The sequence below is a fragment of the [Clostridium] symbiosum genome, from assembly GCA_036419695.1.
GTDB lineage: Bacteria > Bacillota > Clostridia > Lachnospirales > Lachnospiraceae > Otoolea > Otoolea symbiosa_A.
Genome location: CP143946.1, coordinates 972,331 through 994,697, shown reverse-complemented (window position 1 = coordinate 994,697; position 22,367 = coordinate 972,331). Strand labels below are relative to the sequence as shown.

Sequence of the window (22,367 nt, the reverse complement as noted above, 5' to 3'; positions counted from 1 at the left end):
GTCTCCGTTCCTTCCTGGGGGATTGACTGGTTTTGCCGGATTTTGTCTGATATTGCTATTATAAATACTTTCACGTGACAGGACAAGGAATTTAATTATTTGACACCCCTATCCCTGCCATATATACTGAATGAAAAGACATCTTTAAATCAAAGGAGGCTGTCACATATGGATAACACAGAAAAAAAGAACATGCCGCAGACACCGGCTCAGAGCGCTCCCCAGGCTGCGGATACATACCAGGTTCCCAGGCTCCACACCTGCACGGACTGCGGTCTTTTAGGCTGCGGGACTGAAGACGGCAGTTACCCTCCGTTTTGCCTGACCGAACAGGCTGACAGGGACGAACTGGACGAGATTGCTTCTCTTTATGCATCCGACACGATCGACGGAAGGATGGCAAGAGCTTCCGCTAAAATCGAGGGGAATTACTACTGCCAGAAGACCCGGGTGGAGGAGACCGTCCTCTTTATCAAGGCCATTGGTGCAAAACGCGTGGGGATTGCTACCTGCTCCGGGCTGATTAATGAGGCTAAAACATTTGCCAGGATACTGAAGAAAAACGGAATTGATTATGTGAGCGTAATCTGTAAGGTGGGCAGCCGCGATAAGAAGGAGATGGGCCTTGCCGAGGAAGATAAGATTCATCCGAACCAGTTTGAGCCTATGTGCAATCCCGTTCTGCAGGCCCGCTATCTGAACCGGGCAGGCACTGATTTGAATATTGTCATCGGCTTATGCGTCGGCCATGATGCCCTGTTCAATAAGCACTCCGAAGCTCCGGTCACAACTCTGATTGCAAAAGACCGTGTTCTGGCGCATAATCCTGTGGCGGCGCTGTACTGCCATTATTATGATAAGCTTTATAAGTAGGAGTATGAAAAAGCGGGAGTCTCATTTACAAAGCCGGAGGAACCACTTCCTCCGGCTTTACCGCTGTCATTTGTTTCTGTACTCGCTCCTGATCAATCCCATTTCTGCCATTCAGCAGTTTCCCACCTTCACAAACCTCAGATAGCCCCTGGCTGTATCCGCCAGCCGGAGCAGTGTCTCAATCTTTGTCGCCTCCCGGTCCATCATCCTGTATCTGGGGAAAAAACGGTTCAGATGAAGCGGGATATCCGGCCGGATCGATGCAAGCCACCGGGCCAGTTCCTCTATCTCTTCCTCCGAATCATTGAGTCCCGGAATTACAAGCGTAGTCACCTCCACATGGCTTTTCCCGGCCGCGGTGACGATGAACCGCTTCACATCCTCCAGGCTGCCGTGGACCATCCGGTAAAATTCCGGGGTAAATCCCTTCAAATCCACGTTGAAGGCATCAATCCACGGAAGGATTTCATCCAGCACTTCTACGGAAGCCGAACCGTTTGTGATGACGGCATTTTTAAGCCCCATATCCCGGGCAAGGATTGAGCAGTCCCTTACATACTCATAATTGATCAGAGGCTCGTTATACGTATGGGCAAGCCCGATATTTCCGAAATCACGGCTTTCCAGCGCCATTTTCACCGCCTCCTCCGGGCCCAGATAACGGATGGGCAGCGCTCCGCTCAGGATCTCCTCCTCACCTGCCATGGAAATCTCATAGTTCTGGCAGAAAGGACAGGAAAAATTGCAGCCGTAGCTTCCAAGTGACAAGATGCGGCTCCCCGGATAAAAATAGTGGAGCGGTTTCTTTTCAATCGGATCCAGGGAAACCGAAGTCACTTTTCCATAGGCATTGCTTTTAATCTGTCCGCCCCGGTTATATCTCACCCTGCACAGGCCTGTCCGGCCTTCCTCCAGCGTACAGTGGTTTGCACATACATTACAGGCTGTTTTCAAACATGTCTCACCACCTCAAACCGTTCCATTTTATAGTCTTCTTTCCCGTCGATTCCGGCCTTTTTAAGGGCGATAAAAATCTGCTGCTCCACCGTATCGACCCCTTCCAGGTTGGGAAGGAGAAGCCCCCTTCTCCGCCCGCAGCTCACGATGACGCCGTACCGCTTTACATCCAGTTCTTTCAGTGCATGAACGGGTTCGGCCTCCCCCAGCACATCCACGGTGCAGATAATTTCAGGAAGTTCCTCTCTTTTTACCTCCGGAAATCTGGGATCATAGATTCCGGCGCTGACCGCATTATCGATGATTTCAAGCGCCACATTCTTTTGTACTCCCTGGATTGTCCCGATGCATCCCCGCAGTTCCCCGTCCTTTTTCAGGGAAACAAATACTCCGGCCCGGGTCTTAAGCATCTCCTCCGGCACTTTAAAGGATGCCAGTTCCGGTTCCTGCATTTCCCGGCCATTCTCCAGAAAACAGGTCAGGGATTCCCTGGCCAGCGCCACATAGGCGTCCTGGAATGCGGCCACCGCATAGCCCACTCCAAACGGCCCCTCATACGACAGGAGACGTGGGCGAAGTGTCTTTCCTTCGAGGCATCCGGCCATGATGCAAAAGGCTCGATGGCCGCATTCTCCCGCTTTCCCGCAGAACTCTTCCGTAAATTCCAGCATCCGGTGCAGCTCTCCTCCCGCCATGATCTCCGTTACTCTCCGGTCGTACTCCGGACCCTCTTTTGTGTATTCGTAAGGGCCGCTGTCCAGCAGGCAGTGGGAAAGATCGCCGCTGGCGATTACCACAATCCGGCGTTCCAGCCTCCCGGCCGCCTCCGCAATACAGCGTCCCAGCCTGAAATGTTCCTCAAACGGAAGACCCGAAAGACCGATCCTGACCACCTTAAAATCCTTCATCTCCCTGTTCAGGAAATAGAGCGGTATCATTGTGGCGTGGTCAAGCTCCCGTCCTCTCTCCCCTTCCGTCCCCGCCGCAATATTCTCCTCCTCGGCGAGGCCGCAAAGCTCCGCGACAAACTCCGTGTCATAAATACCTCCAATTTGTAAATCCGGGTACCCATAGAGGCCGAAATCCCCCTTTGCCCGCGAGCCCGGGGAAATATGGAAATAGTCCCGGTACATGACGCTGTGCGGTGAAAGAACGACCACCGTATCCGGATGCATGGCGGCGGCCTCCTTCGCAATCTTCCGGTAGGAATCAATGGTTTTCTGAATTCTCCGCTCTTCCCCTCTCCCTATATCCGGCAGGATAAGGGGAGGATGAGGTACAATAAATGCTCCTGCTACCGCCATACGGCACCCTCCTTTTGTGATTTGCACACCCTGTTTGTTCTTCTATTTTTACGATAACACCGATTGCAAAATTATTCAACAAAAACTCCCCCACACAGAACATCAAGATTTTGGTGTCCTGCATGGGGGAGTATAGACGAGGAGGGCTCCCCTGTCTAATATTGTTATAGTTGACTCCCCTGCCGGCAAGTGGCGGTGCAGAGAACTGTAACACTCATCGTGTTATTCTGCCGTCGGCAGAAGGTTATACACTGCGGCTCTGCGCCCTGTACTGGCCAGGGGTCATATCATATGTTTTCTTAAACAACCGGTTAAAATGTTCCACCGTCTCATACCCGACGGTCTCCGCAATGGATTCCACCGACTGGTTCGACTCTTTCAGCATTTTTCTCGCCTTTTTAAGTCTCGCCTTTTTGACGGCTTCCTGGAATGTCATTCCCGATTTCTGTCTGATATATCTGGACAGATACGGTTTTGACAAATTAAAGCTTTCCGCCAGATTCTCCAGAGTCACGTCGCAGTAATGGCTCTGTACATATTTCATAATATCAACGATTCTCTCTTCCCGGCCCTCTTTCACATTCTGGCTGGCGGCCAGTTTATTGGCGGCTGAGACAAGCGCCTCAATGGAACTTATAATAATATCCTCATCAATGCCCACGCCCCAGAACATATTGCCCTGGTTCATAATGCCCACGTAGGAAGCCGCCTTGGAGGAAGACCCCCTGGAAATGGCATGCTCTTCGTAAATACTCAGTTCATAGCTCAAACCGAAATAAAGTTTGATTGCATTGCTGACGGCATCCAACCGGCCGTTTCCTGTGGCCTCAATCACGCGTCTTTCCTTATTCTGCTCGATTGTCACCTGTGCGGCGATACCTTCCTCGGTCTGTCTGAAATCATAGTCGGTGATATTGAAAATATTTCTCGGTGCGATATAGTGATCCTCGAAAATCTGGTAAATCTCCGCAGGAGCCAGTTCCTGATGCTTTCTGTCCGAAACTCCCTTCACGAGGTAGCCTACCTCCTCACGCATCTTATCCGGCACATCGATGCCAAAGTTCTGTTTCAGGATAAAGGCTACTCCGCCCTTGCCGGACTGGCTGTTGATACGGATGACGTCAGACTCATACTCACGTCCGACATCGGCCGGATCGATGGGAAGATACGGAACATCCCATCTCTCCCCGCTCTTTCCTTCTTCTCTCCAGGCCATGCCCTTGGAAATAGCGTCCTGATGGGAACCGGAAAATGCGGTAAATACGAGATCGCCCGCATACGGCGTCCTCTCATAAACCTTCATGCCGGTCAGGGTCTCATAAGTCTCCCTGACTTTTGCGATATTGCTGAAATCCAGCTTCGGCTCCACGCCGTGGCAGAACATGTTCATTGCAACCGTGACGAGATCCACGTTTCCCGTCCTCTCACCGTTTCCAAAGAGCGTTCCTTCTATACGGTCCGCACCGGCCAGCACTCCCATCTCCGCATCGCTGATTCCGCAGCCTCTGTCATTGTGCGGATGCACACTGAGAACCACGCTGTCCCTGTATTTTAAACTTTTATGGATGTATTCCACCTGTGAGGCAAACACGTGAGGCATGGCAATCTGGACCGTGGTGGGAATATTGATAATCACCTTTCTCTCAGGTGACGGTTTCCACACGTCCAGAACTGCGTTGCAGACCTCCACCGCATAATCGACCTCTGTTCCCGGGAAACTCTCCGGGCTGTATTCAAATGTAAAGTTGCCTTCCGTCTCATCGGCCAGGCTCTTTAAAAGCACGGCGCCGTCCACTGCTATTTTCTTAACCTCGTCGCGTCCTTTCTTAAATACCTGTTCCCTCTGTGCAACGGAGGTGGAATTGTAAAGATGCACGATGGCGTGGGGAGCGCCCTTTACCGCCTCAAATGTCTTTTTGATAATATGTTCTCTCGCCTGGGTCAGCACCTGGATCGTCACATCGTCAGGAATCATGTTCCGCTCGATAAGAGCCCTGATAAACTGGTATTCCGTATCGGAAGCGGCCGGAAAACCGACCTCAATCTCCTTGAACCCAACCTCGACGAGCATTTTGAAAAACTCCAGCTTTTCACTCAGTCCCATCGGCTCCACAAGGGCCTGGTTTCCATCGCGCAAATCCACGCTGCACCAGATCGGCGCTTTATCAATATAATCCTTTTTCACCCAGTCGTAAGTAACGACCGGGGGCATAAAATAAGATTTACCATACTTTTCCGCTACATTTACACTCATTTTCATTTCCTCCCTTATACGGTTATCGCTATTTCCTGAGAACTTCCGGGGAACTTTTCCGAACAACGAAAAGCACGCTTCGCGGACTTTTCATTGCCCTCAAAAAAAGTCCCCATAAAAATGTTTACCCGAAACATTTCTATAGAGACGCAATGTAATCATATACGCGGTACCACTCTATTTCACGGCGCAGTCGCCATGCCCTCACCGGCACTTCATGCCATTCCCCTTTCTACGGCGGGAATTCCGTCCGCACCTACCCAATCCCTATGGACCTTCAGCCGGCTGCTCCGAGGCCAGTTCACTGTCTTTCCCCGACCGCCTCGCACCACCCGGCAGCTCTCTGCATTTTCCGTAAAAACAATTACTCTTCCTCTTCTTCGCTTTATTCTATTCAATTTTCACTGCCAATTTCTGTTGCTTTATAAATGTTAACACACTTCATTTCGGCTTACAAGGTACGAATTTAATCAATTTTCTTGATTCTTTTTATCTTTTCAGGGTTTTATGGAGAAAATCACTCCCCCCATCCTGCTTCAGCCCGTCAATACCGGCCGCCTGCAATACCGTTTTCCCCTGTTCCGCTCCTTCCGGATCCACTATCTTCCTCTCCCGTTCTTCCAGGTAACTCTCCTCCCTCCGCATCCTGCGCAGCTCCGACCTTGCCATCAAAATAGCAACCACAGCCGCAACGAGATCGGCAATGGGCCCCGCATACATGATCCCGTCAATCCCGAAAAAAACAGGGAAAATAAGAATCAGCGGAAGCAGAAATAAAAGCTGCCTTGTCAGGGAAAGGAAAATTCCCTTTTTCGGTTTCCCGATGGATGTAAACAAATTGGAGGAAATCGGCTGCACGCAGTTTAAAAACGTAAAAAAGAGATAAATCCTGAAATACTTGGCCGCGAACAGAAAATACTGCTCCGAACCGCGCCCGAAAAGGGCAATAATCTGCCGGGGAATTAACTGGAAACAGGCAAAAGACAGCACGGATACAACGGCCCCGCGGCGTATGGCCAGCAGATACACTTCCCGCACTCTGGCGTAATTCTTTGCTCCGTAATTAAAGCTGGCAATCGGCTGCATTCCCTGGGACAGTCCGATTACAACGGAGAAAAATACCTGGTTCACCTTTGTGATGATCTCCGCGCAGGCCAGGGGAACCGATTCTCCATAGGAGGATAACGCCCCATAATAGGTCAGCGATTTGTTCAGCACGATCTGAACAATCATCATCGCAAGCTGGTTAAAAAATGAGGCCGCCCCCAGCGAGGCGAGCAGTCCCGCATATTCTTTTCTAAGAATCAGATGGCGCCGCTCCAAACGCACCGTTTTAAATCGGCAGAGATAACGGATTACCAGACATCCCGAAAAGATCTGGCCGACAATGGTAGCCAACGCCGCCCCGGCCATTCCCATACCAAATCCGAAAATGAAAATCGGATCGAGAATCGTATTGATAATCGCCCCTGACAGGTTGTAAATCATGGATTTCCTCGGACTGCCGTCCGCCCTGACCAGATGGCCTCCACCGCTTGTCAGAATCAGGAAGGGAAATCCAAAAGAGGTGATTCCGGTATACGTCCTGGCATAGTCCAGGATATTTTCCGGAGAACCGAAAAAGCGCAGCAGAGGTGTCAAAAAGATCTGTACCACAATACAGAGCGCCGCAGCCCACCATCAATACGGCTGCATTGCCTATAAAGTGAGGCGCCTTCCCGCTGTCCCCCCCTCCCCATCGTAAGATTAAAGGCGGATGCCCCTCCGACTCCGCATAAAAGCGCAATCGCAATACAGGACGTGCTGAGCGGAAAAGCCACATTCGTCGCCGCATTTCCCAACTCTCCCACACTTCTTCCGATAAAAAACTGATCTACAATATTATATAAAGCTCCCACCAGCATGGCGATAATGCTGGGAACCGCAAATTTCCCAAGCAAACGTCCAACCGGAAGTATTCCAAGAATATTATCTGATTTTCCCTGAACCGCATCTCCCATCGTAAAATCCCCCATCTCTTATTCTTCTCATTTCAGTATACTCCCGCGCAGGGCCGGACACAAATACTTTCAGGTAAAAAAGCCGGTTGAAGAATGCGGACGCCTCAACAAATTCCCAAATACAGGAAACACAAAATTCCGGAAATGTATTGACTATCCCATCCAGGCGTGCTATTCTTTAGTCAGAAATACATTTAGATGTTTCTCTAAACGTCTAAATGAAACACTCCTAACTGCCCCGGACAACCGTCTTAGGCAGACTCAACGGAAGGGAGGTAATTATGGCCTTTGGAGACACCTTTAAAGCATTGTCCGATCCCACCAGGCGTGAAATCCTGAACCTGCTGAAGGACGGAGCCATGGCGGCAGGCGATATTGTGGATCATTTCCAGATGACAGGCGCAACGATTTCCCACCACCTGTCTGTCCTCAAATCGGCGGGCCTGATTGACGACGAAAAAAACGGGAAATATATTTACTATTCCCTCAATACGACCGTCATGGACGATATTATGAACTGGATATTAACATTGAAAGGGGAGACATCCGATGAAAAATAAGAAACTCAGAATATTAAATTACGCCCTTGCCGCGTTGGGCATTCTCATAACGGCCGCCCTGTATCCGTGGCTTCCCGATAAGATTCCCACAAACTGGGGATTTGACGGTACCGTAACCTACAGTCCGAAAACAACAATCTGGCTATGCTGCGGCCTGCTCCCGTTCCTGGCCTTTTTATTTGACAATATGCCAAAAATTGATCCCCGCAAAAGGAACTATATAAAATTTGCGCCTTATTACGATTCCTTCTGTATTTTTATGCAGTTCTTTCTGCTTGTGATGCTGGGAATCACACTGAGCGAATCATTCTTTCCCGGCCATATTTCGGTAGGCAGAATTGTTACGATCGTTGTTGGAATCCTCTTCATGTTCCTGGGCAACGTCCTGCCAAAGACAAAGAGTAATTTCTACATGGGCCTCAAAACGCCCTGGACCTTATCCGACGATGAAATCTGGAGAAAAACCCACCGGCTGGGAGGCAAAACCATGTTTGCGGCCGGGGCGCTGTCTCTGATTTTCGGCTGGTCCATGACCGATCACGGCGGCAAATACATTATCATGGCTCTCCTGCTTGGCAGCATGGCGGTTCCCTGTATTATGTCCTATGTCTGGTGGCGCCAAAAAGCAGAAAAATCGGATTAAAACATAAATCTGCACGAGACAGAAAAAGAAGCCCTTCGGATTTTTAACATAAAATTCGAAGGGCTTCTTTTAGTCTGCCGTCCTTACCGATTTACAGGCTCTTTTTTCTGAGTAAAAAGACTGACAGCAACATAGATAATCAGCGACGGAATAAACGGCGTCAGGGAAACGTAGGGAATCGGCACGCCGAACTTGGACAGTAATACCACGGCAACGCCGGCCAGCGCGCCTGCAACCGCCCCCTCCTTTGTCCCCTTCTTCCAGTACAGAGCGCCCAGTACCATGACAAGGGAACCTGCATTCTGGAGCGAATAGGCGGCCGAAAGCAGGGAAATAATATTTGAAAACTGCAGGGAGATAATGAGGCCGCAGATTCCAACGGCAAAGGTAACCGCCACCGTAATCTTACTGAGCTTCTCCTCATCGGCCTTCGGATTGATAATACCCGCATAAATATCATGAACCAGGTTCGCCGAGATATTCAGGATAATAATATCCACGGTCGACATAACCGCTGCCAGAATCGCCGCAAGCATAAGGCCTGCCAGGATAGGAGGACATGCATCGAGAACAACCATAAATAAGATGGAAGCGCTCTCCGCCTCCGGGAAAAGGGCTTTTCCGTACATACCGATAATGACGGGAATAACGACAAAGGGCAGCGAGGCAGCGGCTCCGATAATCGGTGCCCAGAACGCAGTTTTCTCATCTTTACACGATGCATTTCGCTGAAAAGACGGGCCGGAAATTAAACCGATTAAAGCGCTGGGCGCCAGCATCATTAAGAAAGTTTCCGTATCAAAAGGGACGGCCTCAAAATTGCTCGGGGGAAGCGCTGCTGAAATCGTGTCGAATCCTCCTTTCATGGCAATGGTAATAATACAGAAACATGCTCCGAACAGCATTACGATCGCCTGAATGGAGTCGGTCATAACGACGCCCCACATTCCGGAGAATCCACAATAGAGAATAACAACTACGCCAAGTAAAATAATACCGAGCTTGGGGTTCAGTCCCAGAGAGCTGAAAAGAGCCGCTCCGGCCAGGAACTGGGAAGCCATGATTCCAAGGCTGCACGAGATTGCAAGCAGCGCAATAATAACTGCCGCCGCTTTACTGTTGTAACGGTTCATGATTAACTGGGGAATTGTAATAACACCCCTGCGGTGAAGCGCCTTTGACATAACCAGGCCGAAAAGCACCAGTGACAGCACGGAACCAATGCCAAACCACAGGCCTCCGATACCGTAATTAAATCCATTTTGGGCGCCGCCCACGAAAACCCCGTTTCCTACGGTTGAGCCCAAATAGGCACATGCCATGAGAAATAATCCGTTTTTTCCGCCGGCGGTAAGGTAATCATTCATAGACTGGGATTTTTTACCCCTGAAGCCGATGTACAGCATACCAGCCATGTAAACTACTAAAACAGCAATAATAATAGTCATATTTTACCCCCTCTGTTGTGATAATATCTTCCTGTTGTGATAATATCTTCCACAGTTCCCGGAACGTATCGGGAAAATTGTTTCCGATACGTTCTAAGGTTCTAAGCGTTAATCAATCGAATATCCCGCACAATAGCCGCTTCTCACAGCCTCCATAATACGGGCAGTGTGCTCGCAGTCGCCGATAATCCGCAGATCGGGAACAAGTTTATCCCACTCACCTAGCATATCGTTGTCCTCGGCCATGCCTGTCGCGATCAGGACGGTATCGGCAGGCAGCATTTTTTCTTCCCCATCCGGCCCCGCCGCCAATACGCCGTCATCCAGGATCTCTTTTACCTGTGTGCTGCGCATAGCTGTGATATGGGGCTCTCCGGCAATTACACGGAGCAGGTGCTTCCAATATACAAAGTGCGCTTCACGGGCAAGTTCTGGCTGCACTTCGACGATCGTAACCTCGTGTCCCTTTGCGGCAAGAGCAAGGGCCTCCTCGCATCCAGCCTGGCCTCCGCCAATAATGACTACCTTCTTTCCCGGCTTCAGCTCTTTCTTAAACAGGTCGGTGACGGAATGGACGATGGGCAGGTTCACGCCCTGGATCGGAGGAATCACGGGAACTGCGCCGCAGGCGGCAATCAGGACGTCCGGTTTTTCCTCTTTGATAAGCTCTGCCGTAACCGGTGTATTCAGCCTGACTTCCAGGTTTTCCGCCTGCTCTACGTTGGCGACAATACTCTTGCGGTATGCGACCAGATCGCTCTTAAATGGAATGCCGTCCGCATAGTACAAGTTCGCGCCCAGGCGGTCCGACTTTTCAAACAGGGTGACCCGATGTCCCCTGCGCGCCGCCGTCAGGGCCGCTTCCATGCCGCCGGGGCCTCCACCCGCCACCATGACTTTTTTCACCGTATCCGGGGGAGTCTGGTGATGGCTCGTCTCGAACTCCCGGCCCAGGGTTGGATTGACGGAACAGCGCAGAGTGCCGGAGGAGAAGGGGACATGGGGAATAAAACCAACACTGTTGCAGGAAGAGCAGCGCATGCAGTGCACGATCGTATCGGCATGGCCGGTGCGTGCCTTTTTCGGGAAATCCGGATCCGCCAGGAATGCCCGGGCGGCGACAACGATGTCTGCCTTCCCCTTTGCCAGGATGTCTTCCATGATATCCGGGTCGTTCAGGCCTCCTACCACCGCAACCACCGCATGTTTACAAACCTTTTTCACGGCTTCGGAGACATGGGTGTTGCAGCCTCTGGGCGTAAAGACCGTCGGGAACATCCGGCAGGCCGTGTCGGTGAGGTGGAAGGTCCCTGCAGAAATATGGATGATATCGACTTTATCATCCAGCATCTTTGCCAGCTCTACGGTATCCTCTTTGGTAAGGCCGCCCTCCACGGCCTCCTCTCCGCTGACGCGGACTTCCAGTATCATCCTGCTGCCGCATTTCTGCCGGATACGGTCAATGACCATAAGCGGGAAACGGGCTCTGTTTTCAAGACTTCCTCCATATTTGTCCGTACGGTGGTTGTCCAGGTTGGATAAAAATTGGGAAAGCAGCCATCCGTGTCCCAGATGGATATTTATAATGTCAATTCCCGCATACTGGGCCATATAGGCGGCATATGCGTATTTATCGGCCGTCTCGTCCATCATTGCCTCATCCATTGCCAGGACGGGCGCACCATAAAGATTGGTCATCTCACATGGTCCGATGATTTTAGAATCAGAAGGTATGTAGCCGGGGTGCGCACGGTTCCCCGAATGAACCAGCTCCACGGAAGCCAGGGCGCCCCACAGGTGGATCGCATCAATGGCGCCCGCCAGAGAGGGAAGGATCACCGGGTGGTCTAAGTGGGAATCATAGGGATGGCAAATATCCACCCTGGAATCTACACCGGCTTCACCCATTGCAACAATACCGGCTCCGCCCTTTGCGATGCTGCTGAAAAATTCCTGTGCCTGCCGCGTATATCTGGGGATCTCCCCCCTGTGGCTCATGGGAGCGCTTGCAATACGGTTTCGTACCCGTCTTCCATTAATTATGATAGGGGAAAACAAATGTGGATAATCACAAGTCATATTCTTTTTCCTTCCGTAACGGTTCAGTGCCTCCGCAGTTACCGCTTTACCGCTTCGCGGAATGCTTCTTTCCGAACCATTACTTCCTTTCTTCAGCATGTTATTCTTTGTGCATTTTCACAAAAATTAAATTGGCCGCGCGCGCCTTTTTGTATTGTTATTATAAAAAATCTTTGTTACAATGTAAAAGACCAATAAATTTGCGTTGGTCATAACAATAGCTTATACCATGTTAAAAATACTCTTTTGGGGAAAGGAGTAGTTTATGAACACACAACAGATGAAGGTCTTTGTCGCTATTGCAGAAAATAAAAATATCACGCAGGCCGCGGGGAAACTGTTTCTCTCCCAGCCCGCCCTTTCCCGGCAGTTGACGCTCTTAGAGGATGAACTGGGATGTCAGCTTGTCGTCCGCAACAACCATGGCGTGGATTTGACGCCTGCCGGTGAAGTCCTGTACAAAAGGAGTAAGAAGATCCAGGAAGATCTGCTTAATACGGTGGAGGCGGTGCGTGAAGCGGCATCCGGGGTACACGGACAGATTAATGTCGGGACAATCTATACGGATTTCCCGCATCTAAGCCCGTATCTGGCCGATTTCCGAAAGCAGTACCCCCATATCATGATTAGAATTACGCCCCAGGTGCCGAGTCAACTGTTAGAACAGCTGGCACAGGGAACCGTCCACGTTGTCTGCCTGCGTCTCCCCATGTCTGATATCAAAAACTGGCCCTATATCCCACTAAACAAAGAAAAATCAATGCTTGCAATCCACGAAACCATGGATCCCTGTCCGGATCAGAAGGAAATTCCCATCGAACGGCTGCGCGGAATCCCATTTTGCTCCGGCACAAACGTGGACCGGGAACGCCATATCTGGGATTATGCAAATTTATTGCAGGAAGAATGCCGCCTGCACGGTTTTGAGCTGAATATGGCATTTGAATGCAGCGGCGTCATGAGCCGGATTATGCTCACCTCCGCAGGGCTGGCCGCCTGCTTTATCCCGGCAGAGATTATCAAGCTGTTCGATTGCAGGCGGATCCATCTGAAGGAGATAGCGGGAGTAACGGTCGAGACGATCCCGATTATCGCCTGGAACGACCGCACCTATATGAGCAGGCCGCTGCAGCTTTTCCTGGAGTATTTCCATAAACTGCAGGCCGGACGGGAAGAGTGATTCAATGAAGTGTTCTATGCAAAAAAGTGCCGGTTTCGCATAAAACTGCGGAACCGGCACTTTTTTGCACCTCTTCAGGGACTTACTCCCTGCTCTTTTTTCTGTTTGCCATCACCGCACAGATCGTGATCACGATGATCGCGATTCCTGTGACTAAAAACCACATATGCACGCCTATTTTCTCGGCGGCCGGGCTGGCGACCAGCAGGCCGATCGGCATTGCCAGGGAACCGGCCATTCCCATAAGTGAAAAGGCCCGGCCCATTTTTTCCGGCGCTATCGTCTCCTGCATATAGGCCACGATAGGAATACTGTGTATATTGCCGCTTGCTCCCAGCAGACCACAGAAGAAGGTGAACATCCACCATCCCCACATGGTCGGCGGGGTAAGGCCGCACAGAGCCGACATGATCCCGATTGCAACGAGGCCGATATAGGCCGTCTTGATTTTATCCTTTACCTCTATTACACTTCCCAGAAGTACGGCGGAACCCATCATTCCAACTGCGAACGACAGTTCCACCGCACTGGCATGCCAGGCGCCCAGGTTAAAGTAGCTGCTGGTCATCAGCGGATAAAAGGAAGACAGCGGAAGGAAAAAAATCATGCTGAATGTCTGAGCCGCCATGAGAATCAGAAGCTTCGGATCTTCCAGATAAACCTCCGCCCCCTCTTTAAGCTCCCTGAAGAATTTTCCCTTTTCCCTGTCTTTCTTCTCTCCGTTTCCACTCTCCTCCCCCGCTTTTGCAACAGGAGGTATTTTAACTGCTCCCAGAAGCAGACTGGCAATGACCGCTCCCAGCGTATCCGTAAGCAGCACAAGAGGCATCGGCAGCGCTGCAAAGAGCGCCGCTCCCAATACAGGTCCCAGCATAAAGGCGCCGGACTGCATAAACTGGCTCCAGCCGTTGGCCTTTACAAGGCTTTCTGAGGGCACCAGCTGAGGGATAATCGCCCTGATGGACGGCTGATGAAAGGTATCACCGATTCCTCTTAAAAAGAGAACCAGAATTGCATATTCACAGGGCACATCATAGTTCCACATGAACCATGCAAATACCATGGCCGAAAATCCGATAAACAGGTCCGCACAGATACAGACCGCCTTCCGGTTAAAACGGTCCGCCAGCACTCCTGCCACAGGACTTAAAAACGTCATCGGCAGAAAAGCCGCCAGCCCTGAAATTCCAAGCATCATCGGTGACTGTGTCTCACTGGCCAGCCACCAGATAAGCGCAAACTGTACGGCCGAACTGCCAATCAGCGAAACCGTCTGCCCCGCTGTAATTGTAAAGAAACGCTGTTTCCATTTGCTGTTGCTGCTATTTCTGTTACCGCTGCTGTTGCCGCTGTTGTTATATCCGTCACTATTTCTGTTATTTTTTTCCGTCATATTTAAATCTCCATAATCATATCTGTTGTCAGTTCCACTCTCCCACCGACATCCTTCCCTGCTTTTCCGCTCTGTAACGGCGGCATCAAAAAAGCAGGATCCCTCAAAGGTTTCCTGCCTGAATCTACAGATATAAAAAGCGGCCGCTCCGACCCGTAATGCCACGGAACAGTCCCACAATAAATTGGACAAACAGCCGCGCATCACAGTCTGCGCGTCTGCCGCAGTTCCGGTAGACTTCCATCCAGAGTATCCGGGATACTCCTCAATAATGGTCTATAACTTTTTATTCATCCGCAAATCAGGTACAAGAAAAAAACCTCCGAAAAATCAGGACTCAGTTCCTTTCTCATCTTAAACGGATAGAATAAATCATTATATACCTCCCTCTGTCAAAACTGTGTCCAGTATATCAGAGTCCCTGTTCCTTGTCAATCCTGTTACTTTCCCAATTCCGATTCCCGATACGCCTCTAATTCCTCATCCCACAATGTATAGTCCCGCTCAAACAGCTCCTCACAAATCTGCGGTTTTAAATCTTCCCACTGCATCTTCTCAAGCAGCTTCTGCCGGACGAATTTCTTGCTCTTCCGTTTATAGGCGGGCAGATGGTTTGCCGCGAGCAGATTCTGGAGTTCCGGGCGCCAGAGGAGTGTAATCTGGTGCTCCTTCTTCATTTTCGGATTGGGTGACGCGGCTTTTTTCTCGCTGATGACAATTTCACTTCCCCTTGCCTCCACCACGAGAATCCCCCACCAGGCCGGGATGTGTTCTTCCACATGTTTTTCATGGGATTTGCCGATGACCACATAATTTTCGTCACAGAATTTGTCGTAATCCCGGATCTGTCTCTTCAGGCGCTCGTATGTATCGGCATCACTCTTAATCTCCAGGCCAATCAGACGGTTCTCCGTCAGCATAATAATATCGGCCCTGGATCTCCCCATTATCTTTTCTTCAAACATCCTGGTCTTTCCAAAACGCTCCTCCAGATAATCAAAAAGCGGTTCGCGGATATCTCTGTCATAGAGCACTGCATTTATTGTTTCTGTTACCATACTGATTATTTCCTTCAATGATCGGCGTACTTTGCCCCGTTGCAAAAGGGGCAGCCTGTCTGCTGCAATATCCGGCAGGAACAGTCCGTCTGTTCTACGGACCCACGCTCCCGCCGCCGATCTCGAGTATAACAAACCTGTTTTCAATCGTCAATCCGTGTGAACAGAAACATCAATCATGCAGTTTATATTTGTTACTGTTCACACGGATGTATCCCGCGAGGTGTTTTCACGTGTTTTTCGTGAAAATCCCGAGTTAAGCGGCGCGAAACGGAGTTTTTTGCCGTTTCTGTGCATCGCGAAGCGGGTTGCTGGGCACGGAGTGAACAGTAACTTATATTCTTCCCCATTTATAACAACCGCCTCCATCTCACCTGAATCCAGCGCCGATGAAAATTCGATTGTCATCCTGCTTCCCTCCCCGTCCGACCATGAAAATGAAATCCCCGAAACGATGTCATTCTCATCCGTGCCATTCACTTTATCATAGAGCCGCAGTACACGGCCGTCTTTCATCTTCAGCAGGATTTCCTCCGCCGGGCAGTCCTCCAGTTCTGAAATGGAATTGTCCATGTACAGGGTAAGGCCCATGCCGGAAATTTTTGCTTCCAGGCATTCCGGTATTTTTATGTCATCCAATGCAATTTCACGGATGGCCGACGGCCCTCCAATCACAAATTTCCCTATCGTTTCCGAACTGTAAATCCCCTTTTCTCTGTCCCAGACGAAAAGATTGGCTGATGAACTCAGTTCCCCGGACTCTCTCAGATTCATTCTGACGGAAACCTCCACGGAACCGTCTTCCCTGTCTTTCAGTTTTGTCTCTGATGATTCGGCCGATAATGTCCCAAATGTAATCTGCCTGAGCAGGCCGTCGCCGTCAATTGCACTTCCATCCAGGGAAGACACCCCAAATTTTGCCAGCAGGATCCTCTCGGTATAACTGTAGCCCTCAAACACAATTTCCATGTTTTTATAGGTGATCTTCTGATCGGATACCAGTACGTATGTATTGTTGATTTCTTCCGTCACCGGGTCACCGCCGTTGTCAAAGAAAGAGCGGAAAAAGCGGATTGGGCCTTCACCCGTTATGGCATAGGCCGCCGTTGCCGCAAACATCATAATCGCCGTTGCCGCAATACACGCCAGGATTGGTTTGCGAAGTTTCCTGTGCTGCCTCCGCCCTTCCGGCTGCATCTGCCCCGCATTCGAAGCATGCAGCTTTGAAAACGTTTCCTTGTATAAGTCACTGTTCTTCATCCCACACCTCCTGTAATTGTTCTTTCAGCATCTTTCTTGCCCTCAAAAGCCTCGTGCTCACCGCTGTTTCCCTGATTTTAAGAATCTGCGCAATCTCCCTGATTGAGTAGTCCTCATAATAATAGAGATGCACAACAATGCGGTAGTTTTTGGACAAAGACATTACGGCCGTAAAAAGTTCGCTCTGTTCCTTATCCTCAAATTGCAGCGTATCCGCATACTCTTCCAGGTTCTGGCACCTGCTCCGCCACGGCGAAAATAAAAGTTTCTTGCACTCATTGACAGCAACCCGGATTAACCAGTTTCTCCTGTGTTCCTCCGATTCAAAAATCTTTTCGCTGCAGTAATACTTCATCAGCACATTCTGTGTGATATCATCGGCATCATAGCTGTTTTTCAGGTAATTATATGCAATTGCAAAAATGCGATCCCGATACCGGTTTGCCGCCTCTATCATGTCTTTTTCCAACATATCCGTGACGTTCTCCTTTGTTTTTATCGTGTCTAAACACTCATTACGGTTCATTCCGTACCCGGTAACAAACACGCTTCACTTATAATACCTTTCAGTAAGGCAAAATATCACATCGCGGAATAATGGCTGTGAATCGTAACAGCGTGTTACATAAAAACTGTTGGCGGTAATGCCGCAATCCGCAGCCCGCCAACAGCTTAAATGACTCTCTATTCACCGAAAAGCTCACCGTCCAAACCGGTCAGTTCACTGAACGGAATTTCAAATGTAATGTAATCTCCTATGGAATGGGGAACCCCTAAAACAAAACCAAGCATTCCCTCCGGAAGAGATTCGTTCGCCGCCAGACAGTCATACGGACAGTTGTACCCGTTTATTCTCTTAAACCAGTAGCGGCTCCGAATCTGATTCGAATCTTTTTTAATTACCTCCGAGACACCGCGTCCCGCCTCCTCCGGGAATTCTCCCGGATCTCCGCTTAAAAGACAGCAGGCAAACCGGACCATACGCTCACCTCGGTTTGCCGCCTCCCCCTGCCCATAAGTACGTTTTTTCTTCAAAGCCTGTCCGCTATCATCTCTGCTTCAATTATATGCCATTTTCACCGTTTTTGAAATACGTAACTTGGTTCAGGACCGGAAGTTCCAGCACAAAGGTGCTTCCGCCTCCGGCCGTATCCTTCACGGTCAGCTTCCCCTGGTGAAGCCTGACAAGCTCCGTGGCAATACTCAGCCCCAGCCCATAATGCGCCTTGTCATTCCTGGACTTATCGGCACGGAAGAAACGGTCGAATATCCTTTTTTTATCTTCATCCGAAATACCGCATCCATGGTCTTCCACCTCGATAGAAACATGCTTCTGGTCCGACCGGGCGGTGACGGATACCGCGCTGCCCTCCGGCGAATAGCTGGACGCATTATCCGTCAGAATCATCAGAATCTGTTCCATGCGCTGCCGGTCCCCGGAAAATACGGGCAGCTCTTCCTCCGGCAGCCTCAGTTCAAACGGCTGTCTCTTTTTCCGGCACAGCTCCGACAGGGAATCATAGATCGAGATAAGAAATGTATCCACAGTCAGAGGCTCCATCTTCATCGTCCAGGTACTTGCATCCGCCAGGGCCAGTTGAAGCATATCGTCGATGAGCACGGTCATACGCTCCCCTTCCTTTTCAATCCCCGGCAGAAACTGCTTCGCCTTCCCCTCATCCATGGAAATGGCATGAATTCCCGCCCGTATAACGGTCAGCGGCGCACGCAGTTCATGGGACGCCGCGGCGATAAACTCGCTCTGCCTTTTCAGACCTGTTTCCAACGGTTTTAAACTTCGGTCCACAAATGTCCGGCAGATTAAAAACAGGGTAACAAGCCCCGTAAGATTGATGGATGAATACAGCAAAATAGAACGCCGGTAAAACTGTCCTTCATCGGTCAATGCCTTCAGGACAAGGATCTTCTGCTCCCTTCCGGATTGCTTTTTCAGGTAAATGCTCCCGTAATAATGCTCTCCTTTTTCGCCATAAATAGAATAAACCGGACTCTTCACCTCTCCCTGGCCAATTTTAAGTGAATTCCCGGGGAATCCGTCCTGTTCTGCAAAAAGCTCAAGCTTTTCAAGCAGTTTTTCCCTCCCGGTAGGCGGTGTCCAGGCGCCTTTAAACGACAGGGGGACAGCGTTACTGTAAATAGAAATGATAAGATTCCCGTTTATTTCACTTTCAGACAGCCAGGCATGGGTAATTTTACTGCTGTCTTTGACAGCGTCCACCACCTTTCCAAATGACGCCTGATACCCTCTGATATTATTATTTTCATACTGCCTAAACGATAAAAATAACAGTCCCGCTACAATTACGGTCAGCAAAAGTCCGGTAGCCAGTACATAGGCGACAATGAGTTTTTTTCTTAACTGCTTTACCATGGCCGCATTCCTTTCTTTCCCGCTTCTTCCCCTACTCCTTAAGGGAATATCCAACCGACCTGACCGTCCTGATAGTTACACTGCTCCCCACCTGCTTAAGCCTTCTCCTGAGAAAATAAATATAATTATCGAGATTTCCTTCTTCCACCGCGCTGTCCAATCCCCATACGCGGTTTAACAGCAGTTCCCTTGTCAGAATCTGTCCCTTGTTTCTGATTAGAAATTCCAGCAGATCCATCTCCTTTTTGGAGAGCTCCAACTTTTTTTCGCCCTTTGATAAGACCCGGTTGGAGAGATTTAATACAAGATCTCCGAACTCAAGCTGCCTGTTAAGCTCCATTTTAACCGGGCGCCGTTCCAGTGCGCGGATTCTGGCAAACAGCTCCTCGGGCGCAAAGGGTTTAACAAGATAATCATCCGCTCCCGCGTCCAGTCCGTCCACCCTGTCTTCCAGCGTTCCGAGGGCCGTCACCATAATAACGGGAGTGGTAATCCCCTGTTTTCTCATGAGCTGCAGTATCTGTATTCCGTCCATCCCCGGCAGCATCCGGTCCAGAATCACCACATTATATATCTGCCTGTTCAGATAATAAAATGCATCCTGGCTGTTTTGACAGATGTCGGCCAGGTATCCTTTTTCTTCAAACCAGAATCCCATGAATCTGCACAGTTCCAAATCATCTTCAACCAGTAAAATCCTCACGGCATTTTTCTCCTTCCCGTGCCTTATTCCTGAAGGTACAGCGTCATTTTACCCATCAATTCCTCCACCACCTGATCAAGTGATATTGCTCCGTCAAAATAATTTCCCGAATAGGTCATCAGAATCTCTTTTATTTTTCCGTTTCTTCCCGCAGAGTGTTCCACGCTCCTGCAGAATTCCGCCAGCCTCCGGCGCAGGGGCTCGCCGGGCCAGGAGGTTTTGAACTCATACGTTCTTCCGTCTACGCCGTCGATCGGGCCGCCATATGCATCGGCCGAATTCCGTTCGATTCCACATAAAAATTCCAGCGCATTTCCATTGACCGAAAATCCGTCATAAAAATCGGAGCGCTGCACCTTTTCCGACAGAGCGGTCCGCAAAAATTCAATTGCTTTCTCTTTATTTTCACCGGCATTATTGATTCCGATTGTACCGTACGGCAGATAGGTTTTGTTCAGCACCGTCATATCCGCCATAAGCTCCCCCATCGCCTGCTCCAGGATGGACGTACCCTGGCTGGATTCAAAAAAGCCCGCTGTCTCTTCGGAATGCAGGAATGTCCCCTTCTCCAGCAGCCCCCATATATTCGTGGGCCTGTTGTCCCTTGTGCCGTCGGACATACGGCTTCCATCAAAGATTTCCTTCATACAAAGGAGGAAATTCCTTAATTCCTGTTCCTTTATCACGCCGTCTTCACCGACCGCATCACCCAGAAACGCGTCCGCATAGAGGGAAAGAAATGCGTTCCTGTCAACAGTCCCGAATATTTGTCCGTTTTCATGTGTCTGAACCAGATTTGCCAGAGTATCCAATCGTCCTGCCTCCTGTAGCGCTTCTTTCCTGCCGAAAGTCATGGGGAGCCCGATTTTTACCGGCACCGAATAAATGCGCCCGTCCAGACGGCTTCCGTCCGCGATATTTGCCAGAAAATCGCCGGAGGAAACAAGAGATTCAACCACGTCCGTTATGTCTTCCAAGACACCCTTTTCAATATAGGAGGTTTCCGATAATCCGTCTAAAATAAGAATATCCGGGCCTTTGCCCGCCAGCAGTTCCGTATTTAAAGTCCTTACATAGTCATCGGGAACCGCCCCGTCTCCCTCTTCCATCAGGGGTTCAAATTCCACCCTCACATCGGGATTCTCAATCTGATAGACACTGACCGCCTGCCTGATCGTCTGATTGTCATAAAGGCCGAAAATGGTAAGCACCGTCTCCGGTTCCGAAGGCATATCCGGCTGATAAACATAGCGGACAAGCTTGCTGGTTTCATCCATGGAGTCATAATAAACAAAGTAATCATCCTCTTTTCCGCGGGCAAATCCGGTCGGATAAAATTGAGGTGAACCCATGGTATTTCTGTCCCCCTCCACAATCTGCTCCCAAATATCCGAACCGTTTTTCAAAATCTGGATTCCCTCGTTTGAAACCAGGCTTACGTCGCCGGTTTCACCGGCAATCACCTTTGCCTCATAAAAGCTGTTCAGTTCAAGAGGATACTTTGCCTTTTCCGTCCCCTTATCTCCATCATATAATATCAGGCTCCGGGATGCCTCGTCAATGACATAAAACTGGTTACGCCCGACCGTAAAATGGCTGCCGTCGCCTAATGTCTCTGCAATTTTGTGCTGCCCCGATGCATCATACAGGAGGAGCCTGCCACGCCCCGAGTCCAGAAGAAGATTTCCATTTTCGAGTGCCGTAATCCTGTCCGGATAATAGGCATATCCCATTTCATTTTTCTCCTCCAGCAGGGGCATCTGGATTTCCCAGCCGTTTTCCCAGTCCTCCGTTACAATGATCCGATGCCTGACCGTCACTTCTTCATCATCCTCATCCGAATAGACCGCATACATCCTTTTATCCTCTCCGTATGAAATATAGGCCCTGCCGTATTCGTAAGACAGTCCGAGCCGGTTCAGCCATCCGCATTTCTTTTCTTCCCATGACATATCCTCCAGGAGCAGATAACCGGTGAACTCCACCACCCCGTTTATATCCCTCCGGGTAAACAACAGCGGTTTCCCGTCCGGCCCGTCCTGGAAGCTGATTACGGAATCAAATGTAATTCCCTCCGGCAGCGGAATTTCACTCTCCACATACCTTCCCATGGCCTGTTTTTTCTGTTCTCTGCCCGTGTCCTCCCCCGAACCGGACACTACTTTTCCGTCCCTTCCGCACCCAAACAGGGCGGCCGATATAAGTAAAAGAGACGCCGCTTGCAGGAGCGTCCTTCTGCCTCTGAATTTTATCATCAAAATTC

17 protein-coding genes, 1 pseudogene and 1 other annotated feature are annotated in these 22,367 nt (G+C 50.0%); of the genes and pseudogenes, 4 read left to right on the top strand and 14 right to left on the bottom strand.

Annotation, left to right across the window (positions count from 1 at the left end):
- Positions 1 to 168 precede the first annotated feature (168 nt).
- On the top strand, positions 169 to 873 hold the full coding sequence (locus tag V3C10_04730) for a DUF1847 domain-containing protein (GenBank protein WVP63129.1): 705 nt from the start codon (positions 169 to 171) through the stop codon (positions 871 to 873).
- A gap of 111 nt (positions 874 to 984) precedes the next feature.
- Here V3C10_04730 and amrS read toward each other — a convergent pair whose 3' ends face one another.
- From amrS to V3C10_04710, 4 genes and pseudogenes are all read right to left on the bottom strand, one after another.
- Positions 985 to 1,827 (bottom strand): AmmeMemoRadiSam system radical SAM enzyme, encoded by an 843-nt coding sequence (gene amrS, locus V3C10_04725; protein ID WVP63128.1) that lies wholly within the window; start codon positions 1,825 to 1,827, stop codon positions 985 to 987.
- Positions 1,824 to 3,134, bottom strand: a complete 1,311-nt coding sequence (gene amrA / locus V3C10_04720) for an AmmeMemoRadiSam system protein A (GenBank protein WVP63127.1) — start codon at positions 3,132 to 3,134, stop codon at positions 1,824 to 1,826. The genes amrS and amrA overlap by 4 nt, the downstream gene beginning before the upstream one ends.
- 244 nt (positions 3,135 to 3,378) lie before the next feature.
- Positions 3,379 to 5,394: a 2-isopropylmalate synthase gene (locus V3C10_04715; GenBank protein WVP63126.1), complete on the bottom strand. Its 2,016-nt coding sequence runs from the start codon at positions 5,392 to 5,394 to the stop codon at positions 3,379 to 3,381.
- 134 nt (positions 5,395 to 5,528) lie between these two features.
- Positions 5,529 to 5,778 (bottom strand) — a binding site (T-box leader).
- Between the two features lie 249 nt (positions 5,779 to 6,027).
- A pseudogene (locus V3C10_04710) lies at positions 6,028 to 7,388 on the bottom strand (MATE family efflux transporter).
- Between the two features lie 281 nt (positions 7,389 to 7,669).
- Between V3C10_04710 and V3C10_04705 the strand changes: the two are divergent.
- Both V3C10_04705 and V3C10_04700 read left to right on the top strand, forming a co-directional pair.
- A complete protein-coding gene (locus V3C10_04705) occupies positions 7,670 to 7,948 on the top strand; it encodes an autorepressor SdpR family transcription factor (GenBank protein ID WVP63125.1) in 279 nt (92 codons plus the stop codon).
- Positions 7,938 to 8,591, top strand: a complete 654-nt coding sequence (locus V3C10_04700; GenBank protein ID WVP63124.1) for an SdpI family protein — start codon at positions 7,938 to 7,940, stop codon at positions 8,589 to 8,591. The genes V3C10_04705 and V3C10_04700 overlap by 11 nt, the downstream gene beginning before the upstream one ends.
- 83 nt (positions 8,592 to 8,674) lie before the next feature.
- On the opposite strand, the gene V3C10_04695 is transcribed toward V3C10_04700, so the two are convergent.
- The gene (locus V3C10_04695) at positions 8,675 to 10,039 is read right to left on the bottom strand and encodes a sodium:solute symporter family protein (protein ID WVP63123.1); all 1,365 of its coding nucleotides are present in this window, start codon (positions 10,037 to 10,039) and stop codon (positions 8,675 to 8,677) included.
- Positions 10,040 to 10,147: 108 nt separating this feature from the next.
- Positions 10,148 to 12,118, bottom strand: coding sequence for an FAD-dependent oxidoreductase (locus V3C10_04690; GenBank protein ID WVP63122.1), 1,971 nt, complete (start codon positions 12,116 to 12,118; stop codon positions 10,148 to 10,150).
- Positions 12,119 to 12,383: 265 nt separating this feature from the next.
- On the opposite strand from V3C10_04690, the gene V3C10_04685 reads away from it, so the two are divergent.
- Entirely contained in the window at positions 12,384 to 13,298 is a 915-nt protein-coding gene (locus V3C10_04685; GenBank protein WVP63121.1) for a LysR family transcriptional regulator, read from the top strand.
- 82 nt (positions 13,299 to 13,380) lie between these two features.
- On the opposite strand, the gene V3C10_04680 is transcribed toward V3C10_04685, so the two are convergent.
- The 8 genes from V3C10_04680 to V3C10_04645 form a co-directional block, all read right to left on the bottom strand.
- Positions 13,381 to 14,691, bottom strand: a complete 1,311-nt coding sequence (locus tag V3C10_04680; GenBank protein WVP63120.1) for an MFS transporter — start codon at positions 14,689 to 14,691, stop codon at positions 13,381 to 13,383.
- A 440-nt stretch (positions 14,692 to 15,131) separates the two neighbouring features.
- The gene (locus V3C10_04675) at positions 15,132 to 15,755 is read right to left on the bottom strand and encodes a sce7726 family protein (protein ID WVP64569.1); all 624 of its coding nucleotides are present in this window, start codon (positions 15,753 to 15,755) and stop codon (positions 15,132 to 15,134) included.
- A gap of 195 nt (positions 15,756 to 15,950) precedes the next feature.
- Positions 15,951 to 17,009: a hypothetical protein gene (locus V3C10_04670; GenBank protein ID WVP63119.1), complete on the bottom strand. Its 1,059-nt coding sequence runs from the start codon at positions 17,007 to 17,009 to the stop codon at positions 15,951 to 15,953.
- Entirely contained in the window at positions 16,996 to 17,481 is a 486-nt protein-coding gene (locus V3C10_04665; GenBank protein ID WVP63118.1) for a sigma-70 family RNA polymerase sigma factor, read from the bottom strand. Before V3C10_04665 ends, V3C10_04670 begins: the two co-directional genes overlap by 14 nt.
- A 212-nt stretch (positions 17,482 to 17,693) precedes the next feature.
- Positions 17,694 to 18,044: a hypothetical protein gene (locus tag V3C10_04660; protein ID WVP63117.1), complete on the bottom strand. Its 351-nt coding sequence runs from the start codon at positions 18,042 to 18,044 to the stop codon at positions 17,694 to 17,696.
- Between the two features lie 28 nt (positions 18,045 to 18,072).
- Positions 18,073 to 19,401, bottom strand: a complete 1,329-nt coding sequence (locus tag V3C10_04655; GenBank protein ID WVP63116.1) for a HAMP domain-containing sensor histidine kinase — start codon at positions 19,399 to 19,401, stop codon at positions 18,073 to 18,075.
- 31 nt (positions 19,402 to 19,432) lie between these two features.
- On the bottom strand, positions 19,433 to 20,104 hold the full coding sequence (locus tag V3C10_04650) for a response regulator transcription factor (protein ID WVP63115.1): 672 nt from the start codon (positions 20,102 to 20,104) through the stop codon (positions 19,433 to 19,435).
- A 23-nt stretch (positions 20,105 to 20,127) separates the two neighbouring features.
- Positions 20,128 to 22,359: an extracellular solute-binding protein gene (locus V3C10_04645; GenBank protein WVP63114.1), complete on the bottom strand. Its 2,232-nt coding sequence runs from the start codon at positions 22,357 to 22,359 to the stop codon at positions 20,128 to 20,130.
- Positions 22,360 to 22,367: the final 8 nt, after the last annotated feature.

What these genes read in the sequence shown, in the direction of transcription:
- V3C10_04685 (WVP63121.1), top strand. Translation starts at nt 12,384, where the DNA reads ATGAACACACAACAGATGAAGGTCTTTGTCGCTATTGCAGAAAATAAA.
- V3C10_04665 (WVP63118.1), bottom strand. Translation starts at nt 17,481, where the DNA reads ATGTTGGAAAAAGACATGATAGAGGCGGCAAACCGGTATCGGGATCGC.
- V3C10_04645 (WVP63114.1), bottom strand. Translation starts at nt 22,359, where the DNA reads ATGATAAAATTCAGAGGCAGAAGGACGCTCCTGCAAGCGGCGTCTCTT.
- V3C10_04690 (WVP63122.1), bottom strand. Translation starts at nt 12,118, where the DNA reads ATGACTTGTGATTATCCACATTTGTTTTCCCCTATCATAATTAATGGA.
- amrA (WVP63127.1), bottom strand. Translation starts at nt 3,134, where the DNA reads ATGGCGGTAGCAGGAGCATTTATTGTACCTCATCCTCCCCTTATCCTG.
- V3C10_04695 (WVP63123.1), bottom strand. Translation starts at nt 10,039, where the DNA reads ATGACTATTATTATTGCTGTTTTAGTAGTTTACATGGCTGGTATGCTG.
- V3C10_04680 (WVP63120.1), bottom strand. Translation starts at nt 14,691, where the DNA reads ATGACGGAAAAAAATAACAGAAATAGTGACGGATATAACAACAGCGGC.
- V3C10_04655 (WVP63116.1), bottom strand. Translation starts at nt 19,401, where the DNA reads ATGGTAAAGCAGTTAAGAAAAAAACTCATTGTCGCCTATGTACTGGCT.
- V3C10_04670 (WVP63119.1), bottom strand. Translation starts at nt 17,009, where the DNA reads ATGAAGAACAGTGACTTATACAAGGAAACGTTTTCAAAGCTGCATGCT.
- V3C10_04700 (WVP63124.1), top strand. Translation starts at nt 7,938, where the DNA reads ATGAAAAATAAGAAACTCAGAATATTAAATTACGCCCTTGCCGCGTTG.
- V3C10_04705 (WVP63125.1), top strand. Translation starts at nt 7,670, where the DNA reads ATGGCCTTTGGAGACACCTTTAAAGCATTGTCCGATCCCACCAGGCGT.
- V3C10_04715 (WVP63126.1), bottom strand. Translation starts at nt 5,394, where the DNA reads ATGAAAATGAGTGTAAATGTAGCGGAAAAGTATGGTAAATCTTATTTT.
- V3C10_04730 (WVP63129.1), top strand. Translation starts at nt 169, where the DNA reads ATGGATAACACAGAAAAAAAGAACATGCCGCAGACACCGGCTCAGAGC.